Below are 23,448 nucleotides of genomic sequence, written 5' to 3' on the forward strand. Positions count from 1 at the left end.
GGTTACCGGACTCCTTGTTGCGCAAGTACTTCCGAAAGTTCGTAGAGGCTGCCCAGGTCGACTCCGTCGGAGATCGTCGGCAGTTCCAACCTGGGCACCTGCAGCGAATCGAGTTGCTGCGCAGTCTCCGAGCGCGCGCTGATCCGGGTGGCGTGTTCGATGGTCTCGGTCAGCAGGCCCGCGAAGTCGGCGTCTTCGAGCTCGATTCCGGCCATCGCCAACCCCGATCGCACGGCGTCGGCGTCCACCACGCCCTCGGCGGCCTTCGCCAGGTCGTCGTTGCCGAGATAGGCCGGGATGTTGCGATTCACGATGACGCTGCCGATCGGCAGTTCCATCTCCGCGAGCTCCTCGATGGCCTCCAGGGTCTCCTGCACCGGCAGCGCCTCCAGCAGCGTCACCAGGTGGATGGCCGTCTGGTCGGAGTGCAGCAGCTTGACCACGCCTTCGGCCTGGGAATGCACCGGCCCACCCTTGGCCAGATCCGACACCGCCTTGGTGACGTCGAGGAAGCGTGCGATGCGCCCGGTCGGCGGGGCGTCGACCACGATCGCGTCGTAGACGGGAGTCTTGGCGCCCTTGTTCATGCGGATCACCGTCTCCTTGATCTTGCCGGTGAGCAGCACGTCGCGCAGGCCGGGCGCGATGGTGGTGGCGAACTCGATGGCGCCGATGCGGCGCATCGCCCGGCCCGCGATGCCCAGGTTGTAGAACATGTCGAGGTATTCCAGGAAGGCGGCCTCGATGTCGATGGCCAGTGCATTGACCTGGCCCCCGCGTTCGGCGGTCGCGATCTTGAGCTCCTGGTAGGGCAGCGGCGGGACGTCGAATAGTTGCGCAATCCCTTGGCGCCCTTCGACTTCCACCAGCAGCACTTTGCGTCCGCCGGCGGCGAGGGTCAGGGCCAGGGCGGCCGCGATCGTCGACTTGCCGGTACCGCCCTTGCCGGTCACGAAATGCAGGCGGGCCTTCGACAACCGCGAAGGCCACCCGACGGAGCTACCGCCGCTCGATGTGTTAGCCACCATCGCATGCTAGCCGTTGCTGTTTTGCCGGATAAGCTCGCGACCATGACCCAACCCACCACATGGGAGTACGCGACGATTCCGCTGCTCACCCACGCCACCAAGCAGATCCTCGACCAGTGGGGCGCCGACGGCTGGGAGCTGGTGGCGGTGTTGCCCGGCCCTACCGGAGAGCAGCACGTCGCGTACCTCAAGCGGCCGAAGTGAGCGCTAAAGACCGCCTGGCGGAGCTGGGCCTCACGCTTCCCCAGGTGGTCGCCCCGCTGGCGGCCTATGTTCCGGCGGTGCGCACCGGCGACCTCGTCTACACCGCGGGCCAGCTGCCGTTCGTGGACGGCAAGTTGGGTGCGTCCGGCAAAGTCGGCGCCGACGTCGCTCCCGACGCGGGCAAGGCGCTGGCGCGGGTGTGTGCGCTCAACGCTCTGGCCGCCGTCGATTCGCTGGTGGGTCTGGACTCGGTGACCCGGGTGGTCAAGGTGGTGGGGTTCGTCGCGTCCGCGCCGGGCTTCCACGGTCAGCCGGGGGTCATCAACGGGGCCTCCGAACTGCTCGCAGAGGTGTTCGGCGAGAACGGCAAGCACGCCCGGTCAGCGGTCGGGGTGGCCGAGCTGCCGCTGGGCGCACCGGTGGAGGTCGAACTGATCGTGGAGGTCGGGTAACGGCCGTGGCCGGGTCAGCGCTCGCCCATCCCGCCTACGCCCAACTGCGGGCGGTCACCGACACTGCCTCGGTGTTGCTGTGCGACAACCCCGGTCTCATGACGCTGGAGGGCACCAATACCTGGGTGCTCCGCGGTCCCCGCAGCGACGAGTTGGTGGTCGTGGACCCGGGGCCCGACGACGACGAGCACATCGCGCGGGTCGCCGAGCAGGGCCGTGTCGTGCTGGTGCTGATCAGCCACCGGCACGGCGACCACACCGATGGCATCGACAAGCTGGTCGAGCGAACCGGCGCGACGGTGCGCTCGGCGGGCAGCGGGTTCTTGCGCGGGTTCGGCGGCGAACTGGTCGACGGCGAAGTGATCGACGCCGCCGGCCTGAAGATCACCGTCATGTCCACGCCCGGCCACACCGCTGATTCATTGTCGTTCGTGCTCGACGACGCGGTGCTGACCGCCGACACCGTGCTGGGGCGCGGCACCACCGTGATGGACAAGGAAGACGGCAACCTGACCGCCTATATGGAATCGCTGCGGCGGCTGCGCGGCCTGGGACGGCGGGTCGTGCTGCCGGGACACGGGCCGGAACTGCCTGATCTGGATACGGTGGCGCAGGGCTATCTGGCGCACCGGAACGAGCGGCTCGAACAGGTACGTTCGGCGCTGCGGGAGCTGGGTGAGGATGCCGGCGCACGCCAGGTCGTCGAGCACGTCTACACCGACGTCGACGTGAAGCTCTGGGACGCTGCCGAGTGGTCGGTGCAGGTCCAGCTGGACTACCTGCGGACTCAGTAGCCCGAGCAGATTCCGGAATGGGCCGTCGCGCCGAGTTTGAAACCAGGCACCCGCGCGCCGGCGTGTCGTGTGCGTCGTGTCAGTGTCGCGGACCTGATGGCCCGCGCTGCGCGCAGGTTAGCGCGCCCGGCGCGCCAGGCGTTCGGAGTCCGAGATCAGCACGCTCTTGCCCTCCAGCCGTATCCAGCCACGGTGCGCGAAGTCGGCCAGCGCCTTGTTGACCGTCTCCCGGGACGCGCCCACCAGCTGGGCGATCTCCTCCTGCGTCAGGTCGTGGGTGACCCGCATGGCGCCACCCTCCTGCGTGCCGAAACGCTGAGCGAGCTGCAGCAGCTGCTTGGCCACTCGGCCCGGCACGTCGGTGAAGATCAGGTCGGCGAGGTTGTTGTTGGTGCGCCGCAGCCGGCGGGCCAGCACGCGCAGCAGCTGCTCGGCGATCTCCGGACGGTCGGCGATCCACGCCCGCAGCGCGTCGCGGTCCATCGACACCGCGCGCACCTCGGTGATCGTCGTCGCGCTGGACGTCCGCGGGCCCGGGTCGAAGATCGACAGCTCGCCGAACATGTCCGACGGGCCCATGATCGTGAGCAGGTTCTCCCGTCCATCGGGTGAGCGTCGACCGATCTTCACCTTGCCCGCGACGATGATGTAGAGCCGGTCACCCGGTTCACCCTCGGCGAATACGGTGTGTCCACGGGGAAAGTCGACGGGCTGCAGCTGCTTGGTCAGTGCCGCGACTGCGCTGGGCTCAACCCCTTGGAAGATTCCGGCCCTTGCCAGGATCTCGTCCACGTTGCCTCTTCTTGCCTCTTCAGTTTCTAACGAAGTAGATACGGGCTGGCCAACCTGTGACGGCCGACACGAGTCTAAAGGTAGGCCAAACGGTGCGGCCTGCCAACGCTACACACGATTAACGTGTCGAGTCACCGTAAATTGCGTGTTGGCCCGATACCGCCCGCCCCAGGTGGCCCCGATGCGGGTTGGCAGGCCCGATTCGATACGTCCGACCATGTCGGCAGCAAAGTATGTCTCGACGTGATGCCTGCCGTTCAGCGCTTTGGGCTGCGGTGTGGCTTCCAGTCCGAGGGCCTGACGGCGGTGCAGCAACTCCAGCGCCTCCGGCATGCCTTCGCGGGCCAGCGTACGGACGTCGACGGCTTGGGCGTGGTCGAGGAAATCGGCGACATCGGAGGCGGTCACGGCGTCGTGGTCGAGGGACTTTTCCAGCCGCCCGAGCCCGAGCGCCGCCAGCATCAGCAAGGCGGGGATGCAGGCCACCAGCAACCACAACACAAAAAGAGTAAACATGGTCAAGATCTCAGCCAGATCACGAAATCAGTACTCTGTCGTAGGTGTCAGCGGCAAAGTCGTCCCCCGCCAAGGAAAAGACGGTGGAGAAAGCCGTCGCCAAGCGCTTCGCCAATGAAACCCGCACCGGGTTGGTGCGACGGGCGCGCAGAATGAATCGGGCGCTGGCGCAGGCATTTCCGCACGTCTACTGCGAACTCGACTTCACCTCGCCGCTCGAACTCGCGGTCGCGACCATACTTTCGGCCCAGAGCACCGACAAGCGCGTGAATCTGACCACGCCCGCGTTGTTCGTGAAGTACCGGACGGCACTGGATTATGCGCAGGCCGATCGCGAAGAGTTGGAGGCCCTGATCCACCCGACGGGCTTCTTCCGCAACAAGGCCACCTCGCTCATCGGACTGGGACAGGCCCTCGTCGAGCGGTTCGACGGTGAAGTGCCGAACACCATGGAAGAGCTGGTGACGCTGCCCGGCGTCGGCCGGAAGACAGCGAACGTCATCCTCGGCAACGCCTTCAACATCCCCGGCATCACCGTCGACACCCATTTCGGTCGGCTGGTCCGCCGGTGGCGGTGGACCGCCGAAGAAGACCCGGTCAAGGTGGAGCACGCCGTCGGCGAGCTGATCGAGCGCAAGGAATGGACCCTGCTCAGCCACCGGGTGATCTTCCACGGCCGCCGGGTGTGCCACTCCCGCAAACCGGCGTGCGGGGTGTGCGTGCTGGCCAAGGACTGTCCCTCCTACGGCCTGGGCCCCACCGACCCGCTGCTGGCCGCCCCACTGGTCCAGGGCCCGGAGACCGACCACCTGTTGGCCCTGGCCGGGTTGTAACCGCTCCAGGCATGAACGGGCTCTCCGGTGCTGCCCGCTGGACCATCGCGGTCGTAGCGGTGGTGGCCGCGCTCGTGGTGGCGCTGGTGGCGCAACTGCGCGACGACGCCGTGCCCAAGACCAGCACCGCGGGGCCGGCCGGGCGTGGACATCGGGATGCGGACACGGTCGAGGCGCTGGCCGGTCCGCGACAACGGGCGGACCTGGCGCCCTGCCCGGCGCCGTCCGCGGGGTCGGGCGTCCCCGTCCTGCAGGGTGTGGTGGTCGAGTGCGCGGCCGACGGTGCCCCTGTTGACGTGGCGAAGGCGCTGGCCGGGCGGCGGGTGGTGATCAACCTCTGGGCTTACTGGTGTAGGCCTTGCGCTGCCGAACTGCCGGCGATGGCCGAGTATCAACGTCGAGTGGGGTCCGACGTGATGGTGGTGACGGTGCATCAGGATGAGAACGAGACGGCCGCCCTGCTGCGACTGGCCGAACTGGGCGTTCATCTGCCGACGCTGCAGGATGGCCGCCGACGGGTGGCGGCTGCGCTGCGGGTGGCAAACGTGATGCCCGCGACGGTGGTGCTGCGGCCGGACGGTAGCGTTGCGCAGACCCTGCCGCGGGCATTCGACAGCGCCGACGAGATTGCGGCCGCGGTCGGGGAGTGAGGCGGGGTGAGCGAATCAGATGAGGTGCCGGTGACTGCAGCGGGAACCGCGCGCGAGCGGGGGATAGTCGCGCTCACTCCTGATGCCGGCCCAGCCTGGTTGCGGCCGCTGATCGACAACGTCGACCAGATTCCCGAGGCATTCCGCCGCCGGTTGCCGGCCGACGTCCTGGCAATGGTGACGGCGGCCAAGTCGTTGGGCCGTGGCGGGCGGGATGCCGCCGTCCTGGTGCTGTTCTCGGGGCCGGAGGCCGGGCCTGCCGGCGGCGTCCCCGACGACGCCGACCTGCTGCTGACCGTGCGGGCCTCCACCTTGCGTCACCACGCCGGCCAGGCCGCATTCCCTGGGGGCGCATCAGACCCCGGCGACGTAGGCCCCGTCGCCACGGCCTTGCGGGAAGCCCGCGAGGAGACCGGTATCGACGTCAACAGGTTGCACCCGCTGGTGACCATGGAACGCACTTTCATCGCTCCGTCGCGATTTCACGTCGTCCCGGTGCTGGCCTACTCGCCGGATCCCGGCCCGGTGACGGTGGTCAACGACGCCGAGACGGCGATCGTGGCCCGGGTTCCGGTGCGCGCCTTCATCAACCCGGAAAATCGGCTGATGGTCTACCGGGGCACCTTGGGGCGCCGCTGGGCGGGACCGGCGTTTCTGCTGAACCAGATGCTGGTGTGGGGCTTCACTGGCCAGGTGATCTCTGCGGTTCTCGACGTAGCGGGGTGGGCCCAGCCCTGGGACACCGACGACATCCGCGAACTCGACGACGCGATGGTGTTGGTCGGTGACTCCGACGGGTTGCGGGGTGGGGCGCGATGAATTCGATGACGCCCTCGCAATGGCTGGACATCGCCGTTCTGGCGGTGGCTTTCATCGCCGCGATCTCCGGGTGGCGCTCCGGAGCCCTCGGGTCGGTGCTCTCGTTCGCCGGGGTGGTGCTGGGCGCGGTGGCCGGCGTGTTGCTGGCGCCGCACATCGTCAGCCACATCGCGGCTCCGCGGGCGAAGTTGTTCGCGGCGCTGTTCCTGATCCTGGCGCTGGTGGTGGTCGGCGAGGTCGCCGGTGTGGTGCTGGGCCGGGCGGTGCGGGGCGCGATCCGCAACCGGCCGATCCGCACCATCGACTCCGTCATCGGCGTCGGCGTCCAGTTGATGGTGGTACTGACGGCGGCCTGGCTGTTGGCGACCCCGTTGACCCAATCGAAAGATCAGCCGGAACTGGCCGCCGCGGTGCGGGGTTCACGCGTGCTCGCCGAAGTCAACGAGGTCGCGCCGACCTGGCTGAAGACGGTGCCCAAGCGCCTTTCGGCGCTGCTGAACACCTCCGGCCTGCCCGCTGTGTTGGAGCCGTTCAGCCGGACCCCGGTGATCCCGGTCGCCTCCCCTGACCCTGCGCTGGCCAACAACCCCGTGGTGGCGGCGGCCGCGCCAAGCGTGGTCAAGGTGCGCAGCCTGGCGCCGAGCTGTCAGAAGGTGCTCGAAGGCACCGGGTTCGTCATCGCACCCGAGCGGGTGATGACGAACGCGCACGTGGTGGCGGGCTCCAGCAGCGTCTCGTTGCAGGCGAACGGCAAGAACTACGACGCCACGGTGGTTTCCTACGACCCGCAGGTGGACATCGCGATCCTGGCCGTACCAGGATTGCCGTCGGCGCCGCTGGTGTTCGACGACGCCCCCGCGAAAACCGGCACCGATGTGGTCGTGCTCGGCTATCCCGGCGGCGGGAATTTCACCGCCACCCCCGCGCGGATCCGGGAAGTCATCAAGCTCAGCGGGCCGGACATCTACCGCAGCCCCCAGCAGGTCACCCGCGACGTCTACACCATCCGGGCCAACGTGGAGCAGGGAGATTCCGGCGGGCCGCTGATCGACCTCGACGGCCGGGTGCTCGGCGTGGTGTTCGGTGCGGCAGTCGACGACGCCGACACCGGGTTCGTGCTGACGGCCGAGGAGGTGGCCGGCCAGCTCTCCAAGATCGGTGCCACCGCGCCGGTGGGCACCGGAGCCTGCGTCAGCTGACCTGCTGCACCTTCTGCAGGAAGCGCGTCAGGTGCCGGTTGATTTCCGCCGGCGCCTCTTCGTGGCTGAAATGCCCGGCCCCGGCGACGGAGACATAGCGGCCGTGCGGCGCGTAGCGCTGGGTGCGCTCGACCGGTGCGGCCAGGACGTAGGGATCGGCGTCACCGCGGATGTGCAGCAACGGCACCCCCAGCTGTGCGGTGGTGGATTTGATGAACCGGTGGCCTTCACCGCGTAACTGGCTGCGCACCGCCCACCGCTGATATTCGAGCGCGCAGTGCGCGGCGCCGGGGATCTGGATGGCCTGGCGCAGGTACCGCACTGTCTGCGAATAATCTTCGGACGCAACCCATTTGGCGCCGCTGCGGCTGCGCACGAGCCGCTCGATCTCGGCGCCGTCGTGTCTGGTCAGCAGTCGCTCGGGCAACAGCGGCGCCTGATACCGCAGTAGCGTCGGCAGCAGGGCGCGGCCCTGGTCCCGGCGGGTCAGCGTGGACCGCCGCAACGCCGCCGGATGCGGCGAACTGACCAGCGCGATGCCGCGCACCAGCCGCGAATGCAACAGTGCGGTGGCCCAGCAGGCCAGCCCCCCGTCCGCGTGCCCGATCAGCGTCGCCGACGAATGTCCAAGTGCCCGAATGAGTCCGGCGGTATCGCCGGCCAGCGTCCACCCGTCGTAGCCGCGGGGTGGTTTGTCGCTACCGCCGTAACCGCGCAGGTCGACCGCGACCACCCGGGCTCCGGCCAGGGCGCGAAGCTGATGGCGCCACGACCACCAGAAGGACCCGAACCCGTGCAGCAGCATGACCAGCGGCCGACCGGTGGCCGCGCCACTGGAGCTGTCGTCGTTCGCTTCGACGACGTGGAACCGGATGCCGTTGGCGTGCACATCCAGATGGCGCCAAGGCCCGTCGATGCGGACGATCGACGGATCTGGAGCCGGCATCTACCAGCCCGAGGGATCGGTGGGAGCGCCAGTCTCCGGCTTCTCGTGCTTGCCGTGGTGTTCGGGGAGTTGTCTGGGGCCGGCCGGTGTCTTGTCGTGGCCCGGGGCGAAGGCGGTGCGAGCTTCTTTGACGGATTCGATGGTCTTTTGCGGCCCGCGGATCCTGCGCACCTTCAAGAAGCCGAACAGTGCCAGCGCCACGGTGACGACGACCATGATCCCGAAGACGATGAGGAACGCGGCCCAGCGCCACACCCAGTTGTCCAGCAGCTCGGCCAGGAAAAAGAAGAAGAAGAACGTCGAGTAGAACAGCACCACCAGCGCGGAGATGAAGAAGACGCTGCCGGTCAGGCCCTTTTTGACATCGCGGGTGATCTCCGCGCGGGCCAACTCGACCTCGGCGCGCACCAGGGTCGACATCTGGGCTGTGACGTCTTTGATCAGGTCACCGACCGACGGCTCCCCGGCCCTGGCATGCGGGTCGGTCAGCGGGATCGTGGTCAGCGTGCTCGGCACACCGTTCTTGCGATCGGGTTTGCTCACAGACGGTCCTCTCCGTTTCGCGCTTGCCGGTGTCCCTGCGGGCCGCGCAGCGCGCGTCGTCGCGGTTTATGTTGCCATGCGGCCCGGCACCGGACGAGGCCAGCCGAGGGCCGTCGCAGTGCGGCGGACTGGATGCGTTGATCCTCTACACTGGCCCACTGGTCTGAGATTCCTCACTCCAATCTTTGACAACCGAACGGGGTACCACTTTGCAGAAGGCGCGATGCGGCTTGAAACCCGCCTTGAAATCGGGTTCTGCCGCGGCCGTCCTGGCCGTTCTCCTGGGCCTTCTGTTTTTGCCGGCTAACACCGCTTCCGCGGACGACAAGGTTGCACTCGGCGGCGGATCGGGCATCGTCGTCAACACCGGCACGCTGTGCACGCTGACCACGATCGGCCACGACAAGTTCGGTGACCTGATCGGCTTCACCTCGGCGCACTGCGGCGGACCAGGTGCGCCGGTCGCCGCGGAGGGCGCCGAAGGTCATGGCCAGGTCGGCACCATGGTGGCCGGTAACGACGGCCTGGACTACGCGGTGATCAAATTCGACCCGGCCAAGGTGAACCCGGTCAACAACGTCAACGGATTCGCGATCAACGGCATCGGCCCGGAACCGGTTTTCGGACAGGTTGCCTGCAAGCAAGGCCGCACCACCGGCAACTCGTGCGGCGTCACCTGGGGGCCGGGCCAGGACCCGGGCAGCATCCTGATGCAGGTCTGCGGCGGGCCGGGCGACTCCGGTGCCCCGGTGACCGTCGACAACCTGCTGGTCGGGATGATCCACGGCGCCTTCAGCGACAGTCTGCCCAGTTGCGTCACCAAATACATTCCCTTGCACACCCCGGCGGTGGTGATGTCGATCAACACCGACCTGGACGACATCGTCGCCAAGAACCGGCCCGGCTCGGGCTTCGTGCCGATCGGCTGAGTTACTTCGCCTCGCGGATCGCGTCGAACACGTTGGGATCCAACAGCGTTGACGTATCACCCAGGTCGCGGTTCTCGGCGATGTCGCGCAACAACCGGCGCATGATCTTGCCGCTGCGGGTTTTCGGCAATTCCGGCACGATGTGCACCTCGCGCGGCTTGGCGATCGGCGAGATCTCGTGGGCAACCTCGGCGCGCAACTCCTCGACAGTGCCCTCACTGACCTCGTAGTTGGAGCGCAGCACCACGAACGCGCAGATGGCCTGGCCGGTGGTGTCGTCGGTCACGCCGACCACCGCGGCCTCGGCCACCCCGCGGTGCCCGACGAGTGCCGACTCCACCTCCGCGGTGGAGATGCGGTGCCCGGAGATATTCATGACGTCGTCGATGCGGCCCAGCACCCAGATCGCGCCGTCCGGGTCGAAGCGGGCGCCGTCGCCGGCGAAGTAGTAGCCCTGGTCGGCAAACTTCGACCAGTAGGTCTTGCGGTACCGCTCCGGGTCGCCCCAGATGCCGCGCAGCATCGACGGCCAGGGTTGGTCCAGTACCAGATAGCCGGTGACGTGGGTTTCCCCTTCGACGTCCGGAGGCAGCGGGTCGCCGTGGTCGTCGACGATCTTCGCCGAGATGCCGGGCAGCGGGGTCATGGCCGAACCCGGTTTGACCTCGCTGACGCCGGGCAGCGGCGAGATCATCGCCGACCCGGTTTCGGTCTGCCACCAGGTGTCCACCACCGGCACCCGGCCGCCGCCGATGACGTCGCGGTACCACCGCCACGCCTCGGGGTTGATGATCTCCCCGACCGAACCGAGTAGCCGGATACTCGACAGATCGTGGGCGTCGGGGATCTCGCGGCCCCACTTCATGAAGGTGCGGATCAGCGTCGGCGCCGTGTAATAGATTGTGACGCCGTACTTTTCGATGATTTCGAAGTGCCGGTGCTCGGTTGGCGTGTTGGGCGTGCCCTCGTAGAGCACTTCGGTGATGCCGTTGGACAGCGGACCATAGACACCGTAGGTGTGCCCGGTGACCCAGCCGATGTCGGCGGTGCACCAGAACACATCGGTCTCCGGTTTGACGTCGAAGATGGCGTGCATCGTGTACGCGCACTGCGTCAGGTACCCGCCGCTGGTGTGCACGATGCCCTTGGGCTTGCCGGTGGTGCCAGACGTGTACAGCAGGAACAGGGGCTGCTCGGCGTCGAATGCCTCGGGGTCGTGCTCGGGCGAAGCCTTGTCCACGACGTCGTGCCACCAGAGGTCTCGGTCTTCGTTCCACGACACATCGATTCCGGTGCGCCGCACCACCAGAACATGTTCGACGGGACTGTCGTCGACCGAGACGGCCTCGTCGGCCGCCTCCTTCAACGGCGCCGGTTTGCCCCGGCGGAACTGCCCGTCGGCGGTGATCAGCAGCTTGGCGTCGGCGTCGGCGATCCGGGTCCGCAGCGCGTGCGCGGTGAAGCCGCCGAACACCACGCTGTGCATGACGCCCAGGCGTGCGCAGGCCAGCATCGCGATCACCGCCTCGGGAATGAGCGGCAGGTAGATGGCGACCCGATCACCGGCGACCAGGCCCAGTTCGGTCAGCGCGTTGGCGGCCTTGCACACTTCCTGCTGCAGCTGCGCGTACGTCAGGGTGCGGCGGTGGTCCTGCGGTTCGCCTTCCCAGTGGATGGCGACCCGGTCACCGTTGCCGGCCTCCACGTGCCGGTCCACGCAGTTGTAGGCGACGTTGAGCTTGCCGCCGACGAACCACTTGGCGAACGGCGCGTCGGACCAGTCCAGGACCTCGGTGTGCGGCGTCGCCCAGGACAGCCGGTCGGCCTGCGCCGCCCAGAACGCCAGCCGGTCGTCTTCGGCCTGTTCGTAGAGTTCCGGGCGGGCGTTGGCCTGTTCGGCGAACTGCGTCGGGGGCGGGTAGGCCGTGGGGTGTCCCTCTTCGGTCGCGGTCACGGATGTGAGCGTAACTCCGCGCCGGCGCGGGAGCCTGAGGGCTTCGATTCGTCACCGGGAGACCGCCTGCCGCACAATTCGGGGCATGGCTACCGCACTTCGGATCCCGGCCGCTCTGGCCGCCACGGCAAGTTTCGCCGCCGCGCCCGCCTGGGCGGCTCCGGCCGACCTCGCGCCGTGCCCGGCCGGGCAGCTCGTCGTCACTGCCGCCGGGCCCGAGGCCGCCGTCGGCCACCGCGCGGTGACACTGATATTCGCCCCGGCTCCCGGTGCGGCGCCGTGCACACTTTCCGGTTATCCCACAGTGGAGTCGGGCAGCGGCGGGCCGCCCATCACGGCGCAACCCACCCTGCGCGGATACATGGGAGGCCTGCCCAACGGCTCAGATGTGCCCCCCACCGTTACGGTGTCGCCGTCGCAGCGCGCGGAGGCGGTGGTCGAGGGCATGTCGGTCAATGCCGGCGGCGACCCCTGCCCGAACTACACGCAGCTGAGCGTCACCCCTCCCGGTGGGGGTGAGAGCGTCACCGTGGCGGCAGCCATCGAGGGCTGCCAGTTGCAGGTGCATCCGGTCACGCAGGTGACGATCGAGCCGGTGCCGCCGTCTTAGGCTCTAGGGTCGCTGGTGTGCGTCGGATGATGCGGACGGTGCTGGCGGCCCTGTTGGTGGCCGGTTGCCTGGCCGGATGCGGCGGCGGCATGCTCACCCCCGACGCGGTGGTGGTCAACGGCGGCGAACCGCCCAACCCACTGATCCCGACCGGCACCAACGACAGCAACGGCGGCCGCATCGTCGACCGACTGTTCGCCGGCCTGGTGTCCTACGACTCGGCCGGGCGGCCCTCGCTCGAAGTCGCGCAATCGATCGAGACACCCGACAACATCAACTACCGAATCGTCCTCAAACCGGGCTGGACGTTCACCGACGGCTCTTCGGTGACGGCCCACTCGTTCGTCGACGCCTGGAATTACGGGGCGTCCGGGGTCAATGCTCAACTGCAGCAGCAGTTCTTCAGCCCGATCGAAGGATTCGACGGTCTATCGCAGGCTCCCGGTGACGGCAAGCCGACCACCATGTCCGGGCTGCGCGTGGTGAGCGATCTCGAATTCACCGTGCTGTTGCGGGCGCCGACCATCGACTTCATGCTGAGCCTGGGCCACAACGCGTTTTATCCGTTGCCCTCCTCGGCTTTCCGCGATATGGCGGCTTTCGGCCGCCATCCGGTGGGCGACGGTCCCTACAAGCTGGCCGACGGCCCCGACGGGCCGGCCTGGGAACACAACGTCAAGCTCGATCTGGCAGCCAATCCCGATTACCACGGCAACCGCATGCCCCGGAACAAGGGCTTGCGGTTCGAGTTCTACGCAAACCTGGACACCGCCTACGCTGACCTGCTCTCGGGCAATCTCGATGTGCTGGATACGATTCCGTCCAGCGCGCTGACCATCTACCAGCGCGACCTGGGTGGCAATGCCGTCAAGGGGCCGGTGGCCGTCAGTCAGTCGCTCGATACTCCGTTGCGGCTGCGGCATTTTAGCGGCGAGGAAGGGAGGCTGCGCCGGCTGGCGATATCGGCGGCCATCAACCGCCCGCAGATCTGCCAGCAGATTTTCAATGGAACACGTAGTCCGGCGCGCGATTTCACCGCGAGCTCGTTGCCGGGCTTCGATCCGAACATCCCCGGCAACGACGCGCTGGACTTCAACCCGCAACGGGCGCAGCAACTATGGGCGCAGGCGAACGCGATATCGGCGTGGACGGGCAGATACGCCATCGCCTACAACGCCGACAGCGGCCATCAGGAGTGGGTGGACGCAGTGGCCAACAGCATCAAGAACACGCTGGGCATCGACGCGGTCGGGGCACCGCAACCGACCTTTGCCGGCTTCCGCACCCAGATCACCAACCGCACCATCGACTCCGCGTTCCGCGCCGGCTGGATCGGCGACTATCCATCGATGATCGAGTTTTTGGCGCCGCTCTACGCCACCGGAGCCGGATCCAACGACGTCGGATACTCCAGCCCGGAATTCGATGCCGCGCTGAAGGCTGCCGAGGCGGCGCCGGACCTGCACCAGGCGGACGTGCTGGCCAACGCGGCGCAACGAATCCTGTTGCACGACATGCCCGCCGTCCCGTTGTGGTACTACATCAGTGTCATCGGATGGTCGAGCCAGGTCAGCAACGTCAAGCCCACCTGGAACGGGCTGCCCGACTACGAGAACATCGTGAAGGGCTGAAAATGGGCTGGTACATCCTGCGCCGGATCGCCCTCATGGTCCCGGTCTTCCTGGGCGCCACGCTGTTGATCTACGGGATGGTGTTCCTGCTGCCGGGCGACCCGGTGGCGGCGATCGCCGGCGATCGGCCGCTGAGCCCGGAGGTGACCGCCCAACTGCGCGCCCGCTACCACCTCGACGACCCGTTTGTAGTGCAGTACCTGCGCTACCTGGGCGGCCTGGTGCACGGTGACCTGGGCCGCGCTTATTCCGGTCTGCCGGTCAGTGCTGTTCTGGCGCATGCCTTTCCGGTGACGATCCGGTTGGCGCTGATCGCGCTGGTGGTGGAAGGCGTGCTGGGCATCGGGTTCGGGGTGATCGCCGGACTTCGTCAGGGTGGCATCTTCGACGCCACTGTGTTGGTCACCGGGCTGGTCATCATCGCCATCCCGATTTTCGTGCTGGGATTTCTGGCGCAGTTCGTATTCGGCGTCAGGCTTGGCTGGGCACCGGTCACCGTCGGCGGCCGCGCCACGTTCGGGCGGTTGCTGCTGCCCGGAATCGTGCTGGGCCTGGTGTCGTTCGCCTACGTGGTGCGGTTGACGCGGTCCGCGGTCGCCGCCAATGCGCATGCCGACTACGTGCGGACCGCAACGGCCAAGGGGCTGTCCCGGCCCCGGGTGGTGACGGTCCACATACTGCGCAACTCGCTGATCCCCGTGGTCACTTTTCTCGGCGCCGATCTCGGGGCACTGATGGGCGGCGCGATCGTCACCGAGGGGATCTTCAACATTCACGGCGTCGGCGGCGTGCTGTATCAGGCGGTCACCCGCCAGGAGGCGCCCACGGTCGTGTCGATCGTGACGGTGCTGGTGCTGATCTATCTGGTCAGCAATCTGTTGGTGGACCTGCTGTATGCGGCGCTGGACCCACGGATCCGGTATGTATAAACGCCCCAAGTTCGTCATCGCCGCCGCGCTGATCCTGTTGATCCTGCTGGTTGCCGCGTTCCCGGCGTTGTTCACCGGCGTCGACCCCGGCTACGCCGATCCGGCCCAGAGCCTGCTTCCCCCGTCGGCGGCGCACTGGTTCGGTACCGACCTACAGGGCCACGACATCTATTCGCGGACCATTCACGGTGCGCGGGCGTCGGTCACCGTCGGGTTGGGCGCGACGCTGGCCGTGTTCGTCGTCGGGGGGACGCTGGGTGCGTTGGCGGGGTTCTACGGAAGCTGGGTCGACGCGTTGGTCTCCCGGGTCACCGACGTCTTCTTCGCACTGCCGTTGCTGCTGGCCGCCATCGTGCTGATGCAGGTCATGCACCACCGCACGGTCTGGACCGTGGTCGCGATACTTGCCCTTTTCGGGTGGCCGCAGGTGGCACGCATCGCTCGAAGTTCGGTGCTCGAAGTGCGGGGCAGCGACTACGTGCTGGCAGCGGAGGCCCTGGGCCTGAGTCGTTTTCGAACGCTGCTCCGGCACGTGGTGCCCAATGCGATGGGCCCGGTGGTCGCCGTGTCCACGATCGCGCTCGGCGTCTTCATCGTCACCGAGGCCACCCTGTCGTATCTCGGTGTTGGGCTGCCGACGTCGGTGGTGTCCTGGGGCGGGGACATCAATGTGGCACAGATGCGGCTGCGGGCGGGCTCCGCCATTCTGTTCTATCCCGCTGGGGCGCTGGCGATTACGGTGCTGGCGTTCATGATGATGGGTGACGCGCTACGCGATGGGCTGGATCCGGCGTCACGGGCGTGGCGGGCATGACGGGGCAGGTTCTGCTGGCGGTCGAGGGCCTGCAGGTGCGGTTCGGTACCGACGAGCCGGTGCTGCGCGGCGTCGATCTCAGGGTCGGTCGCGGTCAGACCGTGGCCGTCGTCGGCGAATCCGGCTCCGGGAAGTCCACCACGGCGGCCGCGATCCTGGGGCTGCTGTCACCGGGGGGGCGAATCACCGGTGGGCGCATCACGTTCGACGGGCGCGACATCACCGGCGCCGACCGGCGGTCGATGCGCTCCATCAGGGGCCGCGAAATCGGGTACGTGCCGCAGGATCCGATGACCAACCTCAATCCGGTGTGGAAGGTCGGCTTCCAGGTCCGGGAGGCGTTGCGCGTCAACACCGATGACCGCGATGCGCGACGGCGCGCGGTGCAGTTACTGGCCGACGCCGGCATGCCGGACCCGGCCAAGCAGGCCGGACGATACCCACACCAACTGTCCGGCGGCATGTGTCAGCGCGCACTGATCGCGATCGGCCTGGCGGGGCGGCCCCGGTTGCTGATCGCCGATGAACCGACGTCGGCACTGGACGTCACCGTACAGCGCCAGGTCCTCGACCACCTGCAGCGGCTCACCGATGAACTGGGTACCGCGTTGCTGCTCATCACCCACGACCTGGCGCTGGCCGCCGAGCGGGCTGAGCAGGTGGTGGTCATCCACCGCGGCAGGGTGGTGGAATCCGGTGCCGCGCAGTCCATTCTGCGTGAGCCGGCGCACGAGTACACCCAGCGTCTGGTGGCCGCGGCTCCGTCCGTGACCGCACGCGACAGACGCTCCACCGAGGTCCGGGAGCGGGTGGCCGCCGAGGCGGCCGAACATGTCGGCGCACAGGACGACATCGTGGTGGTTTCGGAGCTGACCAAAACCTACCCCGAGACTCGCGGTCTGCCCTGGCGGCGAACGGAATTCCTTGCGGTTGATAGGGTTTCGTTCCGGGTTCGGCGTGCCAGCACGCTGGCGATCGTGGGGGAATCCGGCTCCGGTAAGTCGACCGTGGCGCGGATGGTTCTCGGCCTGCTGCAACCGACCTCTGGCAGCGTCGTTTTCGGCGGAACCGACGTCAGCGCGGTGCGCCAGACGCTGGCCTTCCGCCGCCGGATTCAGCCGGTCTTCCAGAACCCTTACAGCAGTCTGGATCCGATGTACTCGGTGTTCCGCGCCATCGAGGAGCCACTACGTATTCACCGGGTGGGCGATCGTCGCCAACGGGAACAGAAGGTGCGCGAACTGCTCGAGCAGGTGGCGTTGCCGTCGTCGGTGTTCCACCGGCTGCCCCGCGAGCTTTCCGGGGGCCAGCGGCAGCGGGTCGCCATCGCGCGGGCGCTCGCGCTGCGGCCCGATGTCCTGGTCTGTGATGAGGCGGTGTCGGCGCTCGACGTCCTGGTGCAGGCGCAGATTCTCGACCTGCTGGCCGAGCTGCAGGCCAACTTGGGGCTCACCTATCTGTTCATCAGCCACGATCTGGCGGTGGTCCGGCAAATCTCCGATGACGTGTTGGTGATGCGAGGCGGCCAGGTGGTGGAGCACGCTCCCACCGACGCGGTGTTCACCAGGCCCGCCCACGACTACACCCGGCAGCTTCTGGAGGCCATTCCCGGGACACCGGGAGGGCCCCGATAGGTTGGCAACCTGTGACTGACCCGCTGGCTCCGCTGATGGATCTGCCCGGCGTCGCCGAAGCGAGCGACCGGGCGCGCGAGGCGCTTGGCCGCGCCCACCGGCATCGGGCCAACCTGCGTGGCTGGCCTGTGACTGCCGCAGAGGCCTCCCTCCGTGCGGCGCGGGCATCCTCGGTGCTCGACGGGGGCCCGGTTCGGCTGGACGACGTCGCGGATGCTGAGGGCGTGAGCGACCCGGTGTTCGGTGGTGCGCTCCGGGTGGCACAGGCCCTGGAGGGCGGCGGGGGAGCACTTGTCGCGGTATGGCAGAAGGCGCCACTGCAAGCACTCGCCCGGCTGCACATGCTCGCCGCCGCCGACCTGGTTGACGACGAACGGCTGGGCCGGCCGCGCGTCGATCCCGACATCGGCCGGCGGCTAGAGTTGCTCGCCGAGGTGGTCAGCCGACCCACTCAGGCGTCGGCGCCGGTGGTTGCTGCGGTGGCGCACGGCGAATTATTGACGCTGCGGCCCTTCGGCAGCGCCGACGGGTTGGTGGCACGCGGAGTGTCGCGTCTGGTCACCATCGCCACCGGGTTGGACCCGCACGGGCTCGGTGTGCCGGAGGTCAATTGGATGCGTCAGCCGGCCGCGTACCGCGGTGCCGCGGCTAAGTTCGCGTCGGGCACCGCCGACGGCGTGGCGGGCTGGCTGGTGCTGTGTTGCCGGGCGCTGAGGTCCGGCGCGCAGGAGGCGCTTGCGATTGCGGAGGCGGTGCCCCGGCGGTAGCTGGCAGATGGCCAGAATAAGGACGCACAAATGCAAAGCGGGCGGCGATCCGAAATTATCGAATCGCCGCCCGCCAACACAGTTCTCGGTTACCAAGCGTGCATTTCTGGGCTGCGTGGGTGGCCTCGGCGCGTTTGCGACACTTCCTGCTGCGACCCCACCCAAAGGGCCGTCGGGGCAATCTGTTCTTCGCAATTACGCAGGCCCGCAACACTTCTGCCATATCAGTGGCTATGACTCCGCGTGGGTGCCGGGAACCGTGCTGGGTGCCCGGGTTGGGAGATCGAACCTTCTCTTCCGGATCGACCTTGGCCTCACCAGGCTGCCGTGACTCCTTTGTACTACTAGACCTCAGGCACAGCAAGGCCTAAACGTGTCAAAGTTGTGCAACGCAAATTAATTGCGCGCACTAAGTGTTTGCTGACGCGGCCGGCTGCTAGAAAGCGAAGCGCCGCAACAAGGCATACGTGACCGCGCCCGCCGCCGCCGCGGTGACACCGACCGCGGCGGTCGTCGCGATCGCGGCGCCCGAGGGTGCCGGGATCCGGTCCCGCAGCGATACCGGTCGTGAGAACGACAACACCGGCCAACCCCGCTCGAGGGCTTCCCTGCGCAGGCCGCGGTCGGGGTTGACGACCGACGGGTGGCCCACGGACTCGAGCATCGGCAGGTCGGTGATCGAGTCGGAATACGCGTAGCAGTGTTCGAGCGGGTAACCCTCGCGGGCGGCCAACTCGCGGATCGCCTGCACCTTGCCTTCGCCGTAGCAGTAGAAGCCGACCTCGCCGGTGTACTTTCCGTCTTCCACCACCATCCGGGTCGCCATCGCATGGGTGGCGCCCAGGGCGCGGGCGATGGGCCCGACGATCTCCTCCCCCGACGCGGACACCACGACGACGTCACGCCCGCAGAGCTTGTGTGCGGCGATCAGATCCGCGGCTTCGGCGAACACCAGTGGTGTGACGATGTCGTGCAGCGTCTCGCCGACGATCGATTTCACCTGCGCGACATCCCAGCCCATGCACATGTTCGCCAGGTGGGTGCGCATCCGATCCATCTGGTCATGATCGGCGCCGGAAAGCAGGAAGATGAATTGCGCGTAGCTCGACTTCAGCACCGCTCGCCGGTTAAGCAGACCCTGCGCAAAGAAGGGTTTGCTGAACGCCAGGGTGCTCGACTTGGCGATGATGGTCTTGTCCAAGTCGAAGAAGGCGGCGGTGCGGGCACTGGGCGGCGCCGGCTCCGATGTTTGCGGCGAGATTTGCTGGGGCGCGGCCTCGTCGGGGGCGGTCACCAGTCCAGCATAGGTCGACGAAGCCTTGTCGCCGCGATGTTGGGCCTCAAAGTGGGCGGCTGAATACGGCTGTTGTCTTTCTGCCCACCGCATTTACACGGTTCAAGCCACTTATTTCCTTGCGCCGAGTACTTGCGTGACTCCCGGCTGGCATGTGTATAGTAAGCATTACTCGGCCTTGAGCCGAGGGTGTATCAGCCCGACCCCCCGGGGCTGATACACGACGACCTCCGCCTCCTCCCCCCTGGCGGGGGTCGTCCCTTTTCTGGGGTAAAAATCTTTCTCGCCCACGGCGAAATCCCGCAACCGATGCGTTGCGGAGACGGCCTTTGTCCCCGTGCCGACGGGGGCCCAGCGAACGCCTTGGTGCACAGACCGGTCTTTCTCCACAGATCCCGCTTTGGCACTGGTGTCCAATACCGTCGGCGCCGCACGGTGGAGGGGTGAACGAAGTTTCTCCGGGCGGTTGCCCCTCCGAACCCACCGGATCGGGAGTGCTGGCGATCCTGTCGCAGCCGCACCTGCGCGAGGAAATCGACCGGGTCGCCGCAGCCGTCGGGCTGCGGGTGGTGCATGCCGGCGAGCGAAGTTCGGTGAGCAGGAAGTCATGGTCAGCGGCTGCGGCGGTGGTCCTCGATCAGCAGGCGGCGCACCGGTACGGCCGGGCCGCATTGCCACGACGTGCCCACGTCAGCGTGTTGAGCAGCTGCGACGCCGACGCCGCTGCCTGGGCATCGGCGGTGGCAGTGGGCGCTGAGCGGGTGCTGCAGCTGCCGCAAGAGGAACACCAGCTGGTCGGCGAACTCGCCGAAGCCGCGGAGTCGGCGCGTGACGACCGCCGCTACGGAGACGGCGTGGCCGTCATCGGAGGCTGCGGCGGCGCGGGTGCCTCCCTGCTGGCCGCCGCATTGGCGCAGACCGCGGGCGACGCACTGCTGCTCGACCTCGACCCATGGGGTGGTGGCATAGATCTGCTGGTGGGAGGGGAGTCCACACCCGGGTTGCGGTGGCCTGACCTGTCCCTTGCCGGTGGACGGCTGAATTGGCCGGCGATCCGCGAAGCGCTCCCGCGACACCAGGGAGTAAGCGTTCTGTCGGGTACTCGGCGGGCCTTTGAGTTGGAGGCAGATCCGGTTGCGGCGATCGTCGAGGCGGGCCGCCGCGGCGGCGTCACCGTGGTGTGCGATCTTCCGCGGCGGTTGACTGAGGCGACCCATGCGGCCCTGGACAGTGTCGAGCTGGTTGTGCTGGTCAGTCGGTGTGACGTTCGGGCATGCGCGGCTGCTGCGGCTGTTGTACCGGTATTGCGGGCGATCAATCCCAATCTCGGACTGGTCGTCCGCGGGCCGGCGCCGGGGGGATTGCGCGCGGCCGAGGTCGCCGACATCGCGGGCGCGCCACTACTGGCATCGATGCGTGCCGAGCCGGGATTGGCCGAGCGGCTGGAGCACCGCGGCCTGCGCTTGGGGCGCCGCTCCGCGCTGGCTGCGGCGGCCCGCTCGGTGCTCGCCGTGTTGCCCAGCAGCCGGCGGGCCCCCGCCGGGAGCGCGGCATGAACGGATCGTTGATCGAGCGGGTGAGGGAGCGGCTGGCCGCCGAGCCGGGTCCGCTGAGGCCCGCCGTGGTCGCCGCGGCGATCCGCGCCGAATCCGGAGGGATACTCGGCGACACAGAGGTGCTGGCCAATCTTCGGCTGCTGCAGACGGAACTGACCGGTGCCGGCATCCTCGATCCGTTGCTGCGCGCCGGCGACACCACCGACGTGCTGGTGACGGCACCGGACGAGATTTGGATAGATAATCGAAATGGTTTGCAGCGCAGCCATATTCGATTTGCCGATGAGGCCGCCGTGCGGCGACTGGCGCAACGGCTGGCATTGGCCGCCGGCCGGCGACTCGACGATGCGCAGCCGTGGGTGGACGGACAGCTGACCGGGATCGGAGCCGGCCATTTCGCGGTGCGATTGCACGCCGTCCTGCCGCCGGTGGCAGCCCGGGGAACGTGCCTGTCATTGCGGGTACTCCGGCCGGCAACCCAGGACCTGGCGGCGCTGGCGGCCGCGGGCACCGTGGCGCCACGGGCCGCCGAACTGCTGTCCGGCATCATCGCCGCACGGTTGTCATTTCTGGTCTGCGGCGGGACGGGGGCCGGCAAGACCACGTTGCTTGCGGCCATCCTGGGCGCCGTCTCGCCGAGCGAGCGGATCATATGCGTCGAGGACGCCGCCGAGCTTGCCCCGCACCATCCCCATCTGGTCAAGCTCATCGCGCGATGCGCCAACGTCGAGGGCGCCGGCGAGGTCACGGTGCGCCAGCTCGTCCGCCAGGCCTTGCGGATGCGTCCCGACCGTCTGGTCGTCGGGGAAGTGCGGGGAGCCGAGGTGGTCGACCTGTTGGCAGCACTCAACACGGGGCACGAAGGGGGAGCGGGCACCGTGCACGCCAACAGCCCGGACGAGGTTCCGGCCCGGCTGGAGGCGCTGGGCGCACTCGGGGGGCTCGACCGCAGCGCGCTGCACAGCCAGCTCGCGGCCGCGGTTCAGGTGCTGCTGCACATGACCCGGGATCGGGCGGGACGGCGACGACTCGGCGAGATCGCGCTGCTGCGCCGACACGAGAGGGGGCTGGTCCGGGCGATCACAGCGTGGCACGCGGACCGCGGCAGCGGGGACGCCGCCGCAGAGTTGGATGCGGCCCTGCGGAACAGGATTCCGGCGTGACGGGGCTGCAACTTTCCGCGCTGCTGTTGTCGGCGGCGCTGCTGGTGTCATCGGCGTCGTCGCGAGCCCGACTGGTTTCCGCGTTGCCGGCGGGCCGGCGAACCGAGGTCGGCCCGCGGACTGTCGGCTGGTGCTGCGGGGGAGTCTGCGCGGCGGCGGCTTTCCTGCTGCCGTGGACGACCGTCCTGTCGGGCGCTTTGGTGAGCGCCGTCGCCGGCCTCCGTTACCGGCGCCGCTCCCACGGTCGGCGCGGCGCCGAAGAAGGTCGGACGCTGGAAGCGGCTCTCGACGTGCTGGTCGGCGAGCTGCGAGTGGGCGTCCATCCGGTCCATGCGTTCGACGTTGCCGCCGCGGAGACCACCGGTGCGGTGTCGACGGGGATGCGGGTGGTCGCGGCGCGGGCGCGGCTGGGCGCCGACGTCGTGGCTGGACTGCGCGCCGTGGCGGAATCATCGGCGCAGCCGCAACACTGGGAGCGCCTTGCGGCGTGCTGGCAGCTGGCCAACGACCACGGCCTGGCGATCGCCACGCTGATGCGCGCTGCGCAGCGCGATATTGTTGAGCGGCAACGGTTCTCGGCGGTAGTCGGGTCGGGTTTGGCCGGTGCCCGCGCTACTGCCGCCATCCTGGCGGGGTTGCCAATGTTGGGTTTGTTGCTCGGCCAGCTGATCGGCGCCCGGCCGGTGCGGTTCCTGTTCGGCGGCCACGCGGGCGGAAGCTTTCTGATGGCGGGCGTGACGCTGACCTGCGTTGGGTTGTGGTGGTCGGACCGCATCGCCGATCGCGCGGCCGCGGCATGAGTGTCGCGGCGGTGCTGCTGGCGGTTGCGTTGCTGGCGGGCGCAGGCCCGACGGTGGTCCGCGCTCGTGCGGGGCTGCCGTCGAGGTCGTTCCGCCACGCTCGAGAGGGTCAGCGTGGCCCGGACCCGTTGGGGATGGCTTCGAGCCTGGACGTCCTTGCGGTGTGTCTGCTGGCGGGTATGGCTGTCGCGACGGCTGCGTCGGCGACCGCGGCCTCCGCGCCGCCGCGGCTGGCATCGGTGTTGCGGCGCGCCGCCGATCTGCTGGCGCTGGGTGCCGACTCGTCCATTGCGTGGTCGACGCCGACGGGTCTGAGCCCCGCCGACGGGCAGCTCGACAGCCTGCTGCGGTTGGCACGGCGATCGTCGACTTCGGGCGCCGCTCTCGCCGATGGCGTTGCCGAGCTCGCGGTGCAGTCTCGTCACGACGCGGCGGCCGCGGCGGCGGCGGCCGCCGAGCGCGCCGGGGTGCTGATCGCGGGTCCGCTGGGTCTGTGTTTTCTGCCGGCTTTCGTGTGCCTCGGCATCGTTCCGGTGGTGGCCGGGTTGGCCGGCGATGTTCTGCAGTCGGGGTTGATATGAGGAAGGAATA

At 68.2% G+C, this 23,448-nt stretch carries 25 protein-coding genes; 18 read left to right on the forward strand and 7 right to left on the reverse strand.

Annotated features, from left to right (window positions below):
- Positions 1–2: 2 nt before the first annotated feature.
- On the reverse strand, positions 3–1,028 hold the full coding sequence (locus ACNQS7_RS22225) for an ArsA-related P-loop ATPase (RefSeq protein ID WP_418014235.1): 1,026 nt from the start codon (positions 1,026–1,028) through the stop codon (positions 3–5).
- Between the two features lie 42 nt (positions 1,029–1,070).
- Here ACNQS7_RS22225 and ACNQS7_RS22230 point away from each other — a divergent pair, with 42 nt between their 5' ends.
- Genes ACNQS7_RS22230 through ACNQS7_RS22240 form a run of 3 tightly spaced genes read left to right on the forward strand, consistent with a single transcriptional unit; the run spans position 1,071 to position 2,478 of the window.
- A complete protein-coding gene (locus tag ACNQS7_RS22230; protein ID WP_120794267.1) occupies positions 1,071–1,232 on the forward strand; it encodes a DUF4177 domain-containing protein in 162 nt (53 codons plus the stop codon).
- Positions 1,229–1,684, forward strand: a complete 456-nt coding sequence (locus ACNQS7_RS22235; RefSeq protein ID WP_418014236.1) for a RidA family protein — start codon at positions 1,229–1,231, stop codon at positions 1,682–1,684. The genes ACNQS7_RS22230 and ACNQS7_RS22235 overlap by 4 nt, the downstream gene beginning before the upstream one ends.
- Before the next feature lie 5 nt (positions 1,685–1,689).
- Positions 1,690–2,478 (forward strand): MBL fold metallo-hydrolase, encoded by a 789-nt coding sequence (locus ACNQS7_RS22240; RefSeq protein ID WP_418014237.1) that lies wholly within the window; start codon positions 1,690–1,692, stop codon positions 2,476–2,478.
- A gap of 117 nt (positions 2,479–2,595) precedes the next feature.
- Here the strand turns inward: ACNQS7_RS22240 and crp are convergent, their stop codons facing one another.
- Positions 2,596–3,270: a cAMP-activated global transcriptional regulator CRP gene (gene crp, locus ACNQS7_RS22245; protein WP_036362963.1), complete on the reverse strand. Its 675-nt coding sequence runs from the start codon at positions 3,268–3,270 to the stop codon at positions 2,596–2,598.
- 108 nt (positions 3,271–3,378) lie between these two features.
- On the reverse strand, positions 3,379–3,786 hold the full coding sequence (locus tag ACNQS7_RS22250) for a hypothetical protein (RefSeq protein WP_418016096.1): 408 nt from the start codon (positions 3,784–3,786) through the stop codon (positions 3,379–3,381).
- Between the two features lie 152 nt (positions 3,787–3,938).
- On the opposite strand from ACNQS7_RS22250, the gene nth reads away from it, so the two are divergent.
- The 4 genes from nth to marP are packed head-to-tail and all read left to right on the forward strand — an operon-like array spanning position 3,939 to position 7,287.
- Positions 3,939–4,619: an endonuclease III gene (gene nth / locus ACNQS7_RS22255; RefSeq protein WP_310787233.1), complete on the forward strand. Its 681-nt coding sequence runs from the start codon at positions 3,939–3,941 to the stop codon at positions 4,617–4,619.
- 11 nt (positions 4,620–4,630) lie between these two features.
- Positions 4,631–5,269: a TlpA family protein disulfide reductase gene (locus ACNQS7_RS22260; protein WP_418014238.1), complete on the forward strand. Its 639-nt coding sequence runs from the start codon at positions 4,631–4,633 to the stop codon at positions 5,267–5,269.
- A 6-nt stretch (positions 5,270–5,275) separates the two neighbouring features.
- A complete protein-coding gene (locus ACNQS7_RS22265; protein WP_418014239.1) occupies positions 5,276–6,088 on the forward strand; it encodes an NUDIX hydrolase in 813 nt (270 codons plus the stop codon).
- A 5-nt stretch (positions 6,089–6,093) separates the two neighbouring features.
- On the forward strand, positions 6,094–7,287 hold the full coding sequence (gene marP / locus ACNQS7_RS22270) for an acid resistance serine protease MarP (protein WP_418016097.1): 1,194 nt from the start codon (positions 6,094–6,096) through the stop codon (positions 7,285–7,287).
- Here the strand turns inward: marP and ACNQS7_RS22275 are convergent.
- Positions 7,280–8,233, reverse strand: coding sequence for an alpha/beta fold hydrolase (locus tag ACNQS7_RS22275; protein WP_418014240.1), 954 nt, complete (start codon positions 8,231–8,233; stop codon positions 7,280–7,282). The two genes, marP and ACNQS7_RS22275, sit on opposite strands and share 8 nt — an antisense overlap.
- A complete protein-coding gene (locus ACNQS7_RS22280; protein WP_418014241.1) occupies positions 8,234–8,776 on the reverse strand; it encodes a phage holin family protein in 543 nt (180 codons plus the stop codon).
- Positions 8,777–9,018: 242 nt separating this feature from the next.
- Between ACNQS7_RS22280 and ACNQS7_RS22285 the strand changes: the two genes are divergently transcribed.
- Positions 9,019–9,705, forward strand: a complete 687-nt coding sequence (locus ACNQS7_RS22285) for a S1 family peptidase (RefSeq protein ID WP_418014242.1) — start codon at positions 9,019–9,021, stop codon at positions 9,703–9,705.
- A gap of 1 nt (position 9,706) precedes the next feature.
- Here ACNQS7_RS22285 and acs read toward each other — a convergent pair whose 3' ends face one another.
- Positions 9,707–11,659, reverse strand: coding sequence for an acetate--CoA ligase (gene acs / locus ACNQS7_RS22290; protein ID WP_418014243.1), 1,953 nt, complete (start codon positions 11,657–11,659; stop codon positions 9,707–9,709).
- A gap of 85 nt (positions 11,660–11,744) precedes the next feature.
- On the opposite strand from acs, the gene ACNQS7_RS22295 reads away from it, so the two are divergent.
- Genes ACNQS7_RS22295 through ACNQS7_RS22320 form a run of 6 tightly spaced genes read left to right on the forward strand, consistent with a single transcriptional unit; the run spans position 11,745 to position 18,044 of the window.
- A complete protein-coding gene (locus tag ACNQS7_RS22295; protein ID WP_418014244.1) occupies positions 11,745–12,269 on the forward strand; it encodes a DUF4232 domain-containing protein in 525 nt (174 codons plus the stop codon).
- Between the two features lie 26 nt (positions 12,270–12,295).
- Positions 12,296–13,900 (forward strand): peptide ABC transporter substrate-binding protein, encoded by a 1,605-nt coding sequence (locus ACNQS7_RS22300; RefSeq protein WP_418016098.1) that lies wholly within the window; start codon positions 12,296–12,298, stop codon positions 13,898–13,900.
- Between the two features lie 2 nt (positions 13,901–13,902).
- Positions 13,903–14,829, forward strand: coding sequence for an ABC transporter permease (locus tag ACNQS7_RS22305; RefSeq protein WP_418014245.1), 927 nt, complete (start codon positions 13,903–13,905; stop codon positions 14,827–14,829).
- Complete coding sequence (locus ACNQS7_RS22310) at positions 14,795–15,643, forward strand: ABC transporter permease (protein WP_418014246.1); 849 nt, start codon at positions 14,795–14,797, stop codon at positions 15,641–15,643. The genes ACNQS7_RS22305 and ACNQS7_RS22310 overlap by 35 nt, the downstream gene beginning before the upstream one ends.
- Positions 15,640–17,277, forward strand: a complete 1,638-nt coding sequence (locus ACNQS7_RS22315) for a dipeptide ABC transporter ATP-binding protein (protein WP_418014247.1) — start codon at positions 15,640–15,642, stop codon at positions 17,275–17,277. Before ACNQS7_RS22310 ends, ACNQS7_RS22315 begins: the two co-directional genes overlap by 4 nt.
- Positions 17,278–17,312: 35 nt before the next feature.
- On the forward strand, positions 17,313–18,044 hold the full coding sequence (locus tag ACNQS7_RS22320; RefSeq protein ID WP_418016099.1) for an oxidoreductase: 732 nt from the start codon (positions 17,313–17,315) through the stop codon (positions 18,042–18,044).
- 436 nt (positions 18,045–18,480) lie between these two features.
- Here ACNQS7_RS22320 and ACNQS7_RS22325 read toward each other — a convergent pair whose 3' ends face one another.
- Positions 18,481–19,338 (reverse strand): HAD-IB family hydrolase, encoded by an 858-nt coding sequence (locus ACNQS7_RS22325; RefSeq protein WP_418014248.1) that lies wholly within the window; start codon positions 19,336–19,338, stop codon positions 18,481–18,483.
- 503 nt (positions 19,339–19,841) lie between these two features.
- Here ACNQS7_RS22325 and ssd point away from each other — a divergent pair.
- Genes ssd through ACNQS7_RS22345 form a run of 4 tightly spaced genes read left to right on the forward strand, consistent with a single transcriptional unit; the run spans position 19,842 to position 23,438 of the window.
- Complete coding sequence (ssd, locus tag ACNQS7_RS22330) at positions 19,842–20,894, forward strand: septum site-determining protein Ssd (protein ID WP_418016100.1); 1,053 nt, start codon at positions 19,842–19,844, stop codon at positions 20,892–20,894.
- The gene (locus tag ACNQS7_RS22335; RefSeq protein WP_418014249.1) at positions 20,891–22,057 is read left to right on the forward strand and encodes a TadA family conjugal transfer-associated ATPase; all 1,167 of its coding nucleotides are present in this window, start codon (positions 20,891–20,893) and stop codon (positions 22,055–22,057) included. Before ssd ends, ACNQS7_RS22335 begins: the two co-directional genes overlap by 4 nt.
- The gene (locus tag ACNQS7_RS22340) at positions 22,054–22,857 is read left to right on the forward strand and encodes a type II secretion system F family protein (RefSeq protein WP_418014250.1); all 804 of its coding nucleotides are present in this window, start codon (positions 22,054–22,056) and stop codon (positions 22,855–22,857) included. The genes ACNQS7_RS22335 and ACNQS7_RS22340 overlap by 4 nt, the downstream gene beginning before the upstream one ends.
- On the forward strand, positions 22,854–23,438 hold the full coding sequence (locus ACNQS7_RS22345) for a type II secretion system F family protein (protein ID WP_418014251.1): 585 nt from the start codon (positions 22,854–22,856) through the stop codon (positions 23,436–23,438). The genes ACNQS7_RS22340 and ACNQS7_RS22345 overlap by 4 nt, the downstream gene beginning before the upstream one ends.
- Positions 23,439–23,448 lie beyond the last annotated feature (10 nt).

The organism is Mycobacterium sp. 23 (assembly GCF_048287075.1).
In the GTDB taxonomy this organism is placed as follows: Bacteria; Actinomycetota; Actinomycetes; order Mycobacteriales; family Mycobacteriaceae; genus Mycobacterium; species Mycobacterium gordonae_B.

Coding starts and splice junctions, on each gene's coding strand:
- ACNQS7_RS22300 (WP_418016098.1), top strand. CDS start 12,296: ATGATGCGGACGGTGCTGGCGGCCCTGTTGGTGGCCGGTTGCCTGGCC.
- ACNQS7_RS22345 (WP_418014251.1), top strand. CDS start 22,854: ATGAGTGTCGCGGCGGTGCTGCTGGCGGTTGCGTTGCTGGCGGGCGCA.
- marP (WP_418016097.1), top strand. CDS start 6,094: ATGACGCCCTCGCAATGGCTGGACATCGCCGTTCTGGCGGTGGCTTTC.
- ACNQS7_RS22305 (WP_418014245.1), top strand. CDS start 13,903: ATGGGCTGGTACATCCTGCGCCGGATCGCCCTCATGGTCCCGGTCTTC.
- ACNQS7_RS22310 (WP_418014246.1), top strand. CDS start 14,795: ATGCGGCGCTGGACCCACGGATCCGGTATGTATAAACGCCCCAAGTTC.
- ACNQS7_RS22250 (WP_418016096.1), bottom strand. CDS start 3,786: ATGTTTACTCTTTTTGTGTTGTGGTTGCTGGTGGCCTGCATCCCCGCC.
- ACNQS7_RS22225 (WP_418014235.1), bottom strand. CDS start 1,028: ATGGTGGCTAACACATCGAGCGGCGGTAGCTCCGTCGGGTGGCCTTCG.
- ACNQS7_RS22295 (WP_418014244.1), top strand. CDS start 11,745: ATGGCTACCGCACTTCGGATCCCGGCCGCTCTGGCCGCCACGGCAAGT.
- ACNQS7_RS22230 (WP_120794267.1), top strand. CDS start 1,071: ATGACCCAACCCACCACATGGGAGTACGCGACGATTCCGCTGCTCACC.
- nth (WP_310787233.1), top strand. CDS start 3,939: ATGAATCGGGCGCTGGCGCAGGCATTTCCGCACGTCTACTGCGAACTC.
- ACNQS7_RS22260 (WP_418014238.1), top strand. CDS start 4,631: ATGAACGGGCTCTCCGGTGCTGCCCGCTGGACCATCGCGGTCGTAGCG.
- ACNQS7_RS22315 (WP_418014247.1), top strand. CDS start 15,640: ATGACGGGGCAGGTTCTGCTGGCGGTCGAGGGCCTGCAGGTGCGGTTC.
- ACNQS7_RS22335 (WP_418014249.1), top strand. CDS start 20,891: ATGAACGGATCGTTGATCGAGCGGGTGAGGGAGCGGCTGGCCGCCGAG.
- ACNQS7_RS22275 (WP_418014240.1), bottom strand. CDS start 8,233: ATGCCGGCTCCAGATCCGTCGATCGTCCGCATCGACGGGCCTTGGCGC.
- ACNQS7_RS22320 (WP_418016099.1), top strand. CDS start 17,313: ATGGATCTGCCCGGCGTCGCCGAAGCGAGCGACCGGGCGCGCGAGGCG.